Annotated in this window: 1 protein-coding gene (cut by a window edge); it reads left to right on the top strand. The window is 50.1% G+C overall.

Features of this window, described 5'->3' with window-relative positions; translation table 11 throughout:
* Nucleotides 1-124: 124 nt before the first annotated feature.
* On the top strand, nt 125-8,273 hold the beginning of the coding sequence (locus P6910_RS09155; protein ID WP_317145967.1) for a TcdA/TcdB catalytic glycosyltransferase domain-containing protein. 19,328 nt of this gene lie beyond the right edge of the window; only the first 8,149 of its 27,477 coding nucleotides appear in the window; the start codon lies at nt 125-127; its stop codon lies beyond the right edge, outside the window.

The raw sequence follows: 8,273 nt of genomic DNA, 5'->3' as shown, positions 1-8,273 counted from the left end.
GCAACTCAGAAATCATTAATACAGCGATATTACTGATAAGCAACACCTGTTGTATTTCTACAACGGGTCTTGACCACTCTCGTATTTTGGTAAAAAGCCATTACAGTTCCAGAGAACTTCCCAAATGCCTACCAATGTCACTGATACAAACCCTCTCAATCCTACCCCCCGGCGCCAGTGGCTCAAGACCAGCAATGACTGGTTTTACTCAGCCATTGTTAACACAGATACTTTTACCATCAGACTGTCAACAGATCAGGCCAGCCCGGGGTCGGTTTTTGCCACACCAGCGTACATCAGTACTGTCAGGACAGCCATTGACAGAGCCTTCTGGTTAATCGAGCAGTCCGGTTTTTTCCCGCACCACATACATCGGAATATCAGCATTATCCTGTCTGACTCTGACTTGCCGGGTCAGAATATCTATTATGACGACGATGGTGTTACATTTTTAATCGGGCAATCGATCGGAACTGACCGGCTCGTTGCCAGCTTGCTGAACAACATGGCAATGGTCGTTTATGAAGCCTGTGATCCCAATAACTTCTGGTCAGAATTTCAGGCGCGCCAGCATGGTTCCGCAGAAAATGGTGGCGTTTTAATCCCGTCTCCCGTCAGCCAGACGGATGATGCGGTTTCCGCTATAGCCACTCAAACACAGCTCGACTTTATCTCTGAAACGCTGGCTGCCAAATGGTTGAACCAGAAAGTATCACCGGCCTCACTCCATTGGCTGGAGTCTTTGCTTCCCGATCTGTTCCATGCCCCAAAAAACCTTGAGAAGCCGCCAACCCCTCTAAGTACCGAATTGCAAGCCAGGCACTGGCATTCTAAAAACGACCTTGGTCAAACACTTGCCAGGCTCAGGAACGAGGAGAGCCCTTCAACAGGCAATGTTACCAGACCCGTGCCTGATTCCTTCACGCCCGTTGCGCCCCTTTTGCGTATCGACGAGACAATAACCTGTCCCGCCTTTGGCAAGGGTTACCGCACCCAGATTAACGGAACGGAAATAGGCATCAGGGTATACCCCCAGGGCGATGCCGCTCCGCCACTGCGGCTGGTCGACATTACCTTTGACGTGGAAGGCTATCGTTCCATTGGTTACAAAGATTCAACACAAGCGCTCCAGCGGCTGGTTTTTGACCTTGAGAAACTGGCAGGACTGTTTCTGTACGGTGGTTTTAACCAGCAGTTGCTGACCTTTCTTTACGGACTTCAGATTGCCAATAATCCGGTGGGGCCGACAGAACCGGATCACAAGGTCCCTCTTATCAGGGCAGAGTCCGACCGATTATTTATTGACAGTGACGCAACTTTCACAAACGACAGTCGGCCACTGGTTCGTCTGGGAGCCGCCGATCTTTCCCGGCATTCTGGCGAGGCTCTCGGGCACGGACTGTCATCGCTGCTGGTGCCTGCATGGCGAAAAACCCTGACCGACAATACCGCGGCTGTAGCCGGTATTGAACAGCTCTGGGGGATCACTGGCAACAGGCTGGAAGCACTGCAACCGCACTATGGGCTTGATGAACGTTATCAGGCCCGGCAATGGCCACCACAGTCGGGTGATCTTTACCAGCGACTGGTGTCAGGCCAGCGCCACAACCTCAGGAAACGGGGTGGCACTGCGGAAGACTTTGTTGATGCGGTCCGGGAACTTTATCAGGGTGACGGGCTGGCGCCAGCACTTGCCGGTGTTATGGAGGACTGGCAACCGTTAACGGAGAGCAACCGCTCAGCCGCGGAAATAGCGGATTTGCTCAGGGCCATTGTCACAGTTTACGACGAACAACCACTGCGCAGTGAACAATGGTTTTTCCGCAGGGCGCTTGATGACAGCCTGAACTGGCTGAGCGCCAGAGATCCCGGCAATCCGGCCCTGACAAACCTTCAGCGACTGAAGAAAAATGATGAGGCACAACAGGATGAATACGACGGTCTGGCCGAGCCAGAGCAGGCGCCGCTGTTAAACACCACCAGCAGCGTTCGGGGCAGATTTCTGACCCTCAAGGCCCTGGGTGACTGGATAGGGATTTACCTGACGCCGGACTACCTGGCCAGTTCCAGTAACCAGACCCTCGCCAGTGACCTGCGGCAACTGGTGGATGCCAGCGATATGTTCAGACACCGGTTGAACAATACCGAAGCGTTGCGAATGCTGTCGGGCAATGTAACAACCCCGATAAGACCTGACACTCTTGGCGACATACACGACCATGGATTACTGAAAGTTTCCCCCGATGAGCGCAACAGGATGATTCCCGGAGAGTATGTCAGTTTGATTGTTCCCGGTCGCAATGTTGCGTTCCCCGGCGGTAAGTCCAGCCTGCTAACCTATCTGCCCACCGAGCCTGGTTCGAAAAATGACACTGTCCATGATCTTGTGCCGGTTAACCAGACAGTCAATAACGGCACCTTTACTCTCATCGCTTTTGATCCGGATGTGGGCGATTTGCCTTACGGTTCCGGGTGGCTGTCAGGCCATCTTTCGTTCTTTTACCAGCTGGGGGAGGCATTGCGGCTGGCGCTCGGGCTGGCGCCAGAAGAAGATACCAATGCCATCAAAAACCGGATTCGTACTGAGCTTGGTTTGCCACGGTACTATCTCGAACAGGACAGACTGCCGTTACCGGTAGTGAACCCCCGTCAGATGATGGTTAAAGAAACCCTGCCCGTAGAGGTAAGGTTTAATCAAACGACAGTGACAGAAAGCCGCACATCTGTGCGCCTGGCGGTGACCGGGCGCGGCTCCCTGGGGCGTCATCTGGAACTGACAGCAGAGCCTGACGGGAATGGCAGCTATCGTCTGCAACTGGCTTCCATTGGCACTATGACCGCAGATGACGATCTTCTGCTACCTTCCCTGAGGCACCGCTATCCCGCAGTTACCAAACCGGCAACAGTGCACAGGGTTCGCCGTTCCGATCGTGATCCTGTGGCAGGTTCAGACTTAAAATTAATTGACCAACTGATTCCTGACGCCAAGGCATTCCATGTGGAATTTGAGCCGTTATTACAGAATCAGCGGATCTTGAACGCAGACTTGAACGCACGTTTTGAAGACCTGCTCTCATCTTTTATGGAGTTTGATCGCTATCGCCATGTGAATGCACCATCAACCTTTGCTTCGGCGTTAAAAGTCTACAAAAAACTCACCGACCTGACCGGGAATCACCCGCAGGAAACCGGCGTAAAATTTGCGGAACTGGCTACCAACATCCAGCGCTGGTTGGAAAGTCGTCTGAAGTCAGTCCCTCCACGGCTGCATTTTGTGAGCGTTAACCCAACCGATGACGAACTGAAGCGTATCCGGTCATGGATTTTGGCCAATTCAGAGTCCGGCTTAAGAATAAATCTTTGGTATGACCCGAATGCAATGCTTGCCGGTGTGCTTGCCGAAGCCCTTAAAGAATCAATGACCCGTAAATTGGCCGGTCAAACCAATCCCGGTAATCCCTCTGATTTTGAATCAGGTTTACTGAAAGATCTGATGAAGTTACAGGATGAGGCCTGGAAAGCCATAAAACCAAAAATAGAACGGGGCCAGCAGTTTGATGAGGCGGTGAAGGATTTTCTGACAGGCCACCTCAAATACAAGGCGGACCTTGACAAAAAAAAATCCCGAATGCAGGAATCCTTGCGGGAATTTGCACGGCAGATAAAGTCTTCTTATCCAGAGGCGAAGTTTTCCCTCATCGACCTTAATGAGGTCTGGACCGGTGCCTACGGGAAAGATGGTAAGGTGACTGAAAAGGACTATTACAGGGAACTGGGGTTGCGTGGTCATCAGCCTGCGGCTAAGGCACTGGTGAAAATGAGGGTGATGGCCACCCGCGGTGGTGTTTATTCTGATACCTCGCTTTCGCCTGAATTGAATGAGGATCTTTTCAAGGGGGTTGATTATTCAGGCGTCAGCAAAACAGATTGGGACAGGGTAAGGGCGGTACAGACACAGCTGGTCATCCAGCGGCTTGGCAAAGAATTCCTTCCTGACGATCAGGCTCCTGCCATTGAACAGAAGGTTGCAGACGATATTGCCTGGTTCGGTGAAAAATACCCCTGGTTGAAGAGCAACATTGTACAGCGTGTGGAGAGTGCTGATCCCTCGCAACTGTTTAAGCCTTTGGAAAAAATTAAAGTCATGCCCTATCAGGCCTATGTGCCATCAGAAAAAAATCCGGGTTTATTTTTCGCGGCGACACCAGGCAACCCAACCATTGAGTTTGCTCAAAACACGCTCATATCACAACACGAAGAGATTAGTCGACTGGAATTGTCCAGTTTGACAAATTGGAATGATGCCAAACAAAAAGAAGCGATTTTAACCAATACAAAGGATGCTGCTGCGCCATTGGCTTATTACCGATTCAGAGGGATACAGCAGTTTGGGAAAGGCCATCAAATCCTGAATGGCGATGAGGCATTGAGGGAAAGCAAGTTTGCCATGAGTTGGACGGCAGGCTATGAAGCTTTACTGGAGGTTCTTCAATTTTCAGCCAAAGAACAGTTTACCATTTCCAGCGCAGCGGCAGCTGTCCGGGATCAGGAAAACGATATCAGGCGCTATCTGGTCACGGATCCGCAAAAGCGCAGCCAATACAGCCAACAACTGGTTATCCAGATGGAGTCTGGCGATGCTAACCCGATCAGTAAGGCCAGCCATTACCTGTTTGACAAATATAAAAACCGCGAAGAAACGAGAGTGAGTTATAACTCAATCCGTTGGCTGGTCAATGAGGGCGATTATTGGTCAGATGGAGAGACAGGCGCAAGGATTAATAATGCCGATATCCGCAAATTTCTGGACGCTGATAGCCGGATTCATGTGGTCGGCCTGGGTCAATCCAGCGACGGGGAATTTACCCTGAGCGGGCAAACCGCGTCAGACCTGTCAAAAAAAATCAATGAATTGATTGCTGATACCCCGGTTAAAACCGTTAACCTGGTTGGCTCAGGCATTGATCACGACGGGCTTGTCAGCAAATACCTGAAAAAGACCCTGCAAGCAACAAAAACCCAGACAATGACTGCCCGTGACGGTCTTTTGAGAGTGGATATCTGGGGGCGTTTGTGGGTTGGCCTGTTTGCAGACACAGGTCTGGTGACCTGGTCACTGGCCGACAGGTCTGACAAGCTGAAAGCACTTCGCATGGGTGACGGGGACACCAAAGTCGAACGCTTGTCTGAAAAAAACCTGTTGGCTGAAAGTGCCGCTGGAATGCGGCAGTTGTCTTCTGTGTTGTCGCCCAACAGCGGGTTGCTGGGGCCCGTCAATCCCGATGATGCCATGCCGACTCTGGCGATGTTCAAGCGCAGCCTGAAGCCCCATCTGGCTGCTCTTGGTTCGGATAATTTAGCCTCGCTGGAGAAAAAAATTGCCCAATTTGACCAACTTCGCCTGAAGGGAACGGCCCTTCAAAAATACGCCCTTGTCTATCGGATGCAGGAAAACCTGCCCAAACCGTTTATGGGTGAAGCAGTCATCTCCCTGCTGGTTGCCACAATAAAGCAGTACCTGCTGGACGCTTTGGTCGAGGTACCGAAAGAGCTTCACACTATCTGGATTGGTCCTCTCAAAAAAGGTGTTGAAGACTGTCTCAAGATCTGGGTTTCACAGGTTCCCGCCTGGTCGATGACGCTCTGGTACGATCCACAAGCGTTTTTAGCGCCTATATTGGCCCGGGAAATCCGTGAGTCTGTTGCCGCTGAGAAAATACCCGAATCATTCCTGAAAAAAGAAAATGCCAGGGATGAATTTGTGAAACGTTTAAATCAACTGCAAGACCTGGCTTATAGCACTATAAAAAAAGGCATCGCCCAAGGTAAATCCTTTGACGACATGGCAAAGACGTTTTTAGTCAAGCATTTGGGTATGGATCAAAGCGAACTAGAAAAACAACGAACAGAAAGTCTGAAGCAAATGAAGGCGTTCAGCGACGAGCTGGCCAAGATCAGGAGCAATCCTGAATCCGGTGAGTTCAGGCTGGCAGACATCAATAAACTCTGGCCGACAGGCAATGAAGCCAGCCTGAAAGAAGGGTACATCAAAGAACTTGGACTAAGGTGGATTTTCGCCGCTGCAGCAGATTTGGTAAGAATGGCAGTACTTGCCAGAGATGCCAGAGATAAGGAAGGAGGGGGTGTCTATCTGGATGTTGATATACTACCTGCTTTTAACAAGGAATTGTTTAAACATATTAAATTTCCGGATTTTTATTCCTATGAAGGCGGTCGGATCGATCCGGATTACCCCGTTAACCATGCAATCATTAAGTATTTTGGCCAGAAAGGGCCGGAACAGCTGTTTTTTGACCGGACACCGGATCCAGAACAAGAGAAATACTATGACAGCATAAAGAGAGAATACCCTGATCTTATTAAGGCCATTGAAGAAGCCATAGCCAACCACGGCGAAAAACCCCTGTTTGTCTTTCAAGATTCGCTCAGGGTTATTCCTGGTTCAGTGGAAATAAAATTAACCTATGAAAAAACGTTAAATTTCAACAATAACTTAATTATCGCGCCAGCTGACAGTGAGGTTCTTGAGGCAGTTAAGAAACGAATTATAAGACGTTATCAATTGATTGAACGTTTAAATATCGATAAGCCATTAAAAGCTTCTAATACAGATATAGACAAAACTGCAAAATTAATCGCCAGGGAATTGAATGTTGATCAGAAAACCGCCTACAGTTTTTTTGATTATCGCAAAGATGGAATATTGCACCAAGCCAGATCGGCGGTTTTCATATCAGGGTCCCAAGCATTTATAGAAGTCTCCCGGGATTATTTGTCTGATTTTTTTTCAAGAAAAGACCTTGTTGGTCAAGAAGTAAAATTATCTTTCACGCAGATCAACCCATTAGCACAGATTGATTTAGTCAGTTACGATACTGATGAAAGCCCCAGTAGCTGGAGACCCAGAACGGATAAAACCGAACGTTATGCCCTGACTGCTGAGCAAGACAGTCGTTATAAAAATCAGGTCATTCTTCAGCTAAACGACAGTGACAATGAAACCAGAGCCAGCTTATATCTGGCAAACAAATACCAGCCCGATTTCAGCCGCCATATAGTTCTGGATTCTTATGGTTCACTGTACGACCCAAATACAGGCCAGGACATTAAGCTTGAGGCATTGCAAACTGATTTTCTTAAAGACGACACCCGCATTATTGTAGTTGGCCACGGCAGACAGTTTCAGGGGTATAAGGCCGGTTCCGAAAAGTTTCTTCTGGGCGGGAAGACGGCTGCGCAACTGGCCAAAGTGCTTGAGCGCATAACCGGCGGGCGCTTTGTCAGGGCTGTCAGTCTGGTGGGTTGTGGCGCTGATGCCAGCGGGGAGCATTACCCTGTGGAGGCTTTCGCCAGAGCACTGTTTGATGAAATCCGGACAGAACGAATCACGGTTCGTAATGCCCTGATAGCAGTGGATGAGTTGGGGCGCAAATGGACGGGTATGCTGCCCGCCAACGGCGATCTGCTGTGGTCACAGTCAGACCATCGCGTCAAACTGGTGCTTGGGAAAGACGGGCGGGGGCAGTTAACAACTCGCCAGCTCCCGGTTGAAGAAGGGTTGGTGAAAAAACTCCGGGATTTGCCCGCTTTGCCCCCCGGCAGGGATTATGTTCGTCTGGGTAAAGAGAGTGACCCTGATTTCCAACAGGCCAAACGTTTACTGATTGAAACGATTATCGAAAACAATGGCAGGCAGAAACTCTCCGATCTGATTGAGGATTACAACCGTCGACTCTATCAAAACACCGGTGATAACCTTTCTCCTTACCGGTTGATGCCTTTGCCGACTGCCGATGTCGAACTCCCTGTTGCCCGGGCCGGGGCTTCAAAAGAGCTTCAGCCAGAAGAAGAGCTTCAGCCGGAAGAAAAACGTCAGATGAGCGCCTTTGTCCGCGCAGAATCAATCGGTGACCCGTTTTCCGGGGTGGGTCTGGTGGCCTACGGCGATCCCTTTGCCCGGGAGAATTTTTTCCGGACCCAGCAGGCGGGGTATCAGCTGGCCTGGAAAGTCGCAAACCCGCCATCCAGTGCGATGACAGCGTTGTTTACTCGCCTGTTGCTTGGGTCTTTGCAGGACATTGTCGCACCTGGTGGCAATGACATAGACCCGTTCCGGATCTCCAGCCCTGACCTGATAGCTTCTGTATTCGAAAAAGATGACCTGCTTGCCCTCTCGGTGCAACGGTCACAAACTAACTTTTCCGACTTGAGCGATTGGTATATCCAGTCTCTGAAAAATTTGCTGGGTCACT

Source organism: Endozoicomonas sp. 8E, from assembly GCF_032883915.1.
GTDB lineage: Bacteria > Pseudomonadota > Gammaproteobacteria > Pseudomonadales > Endozoicomonadaceae > Endozoicomonas_A.
This window is presented reverse-complemented; position numbering and strand designations above follow the sequence as displayed.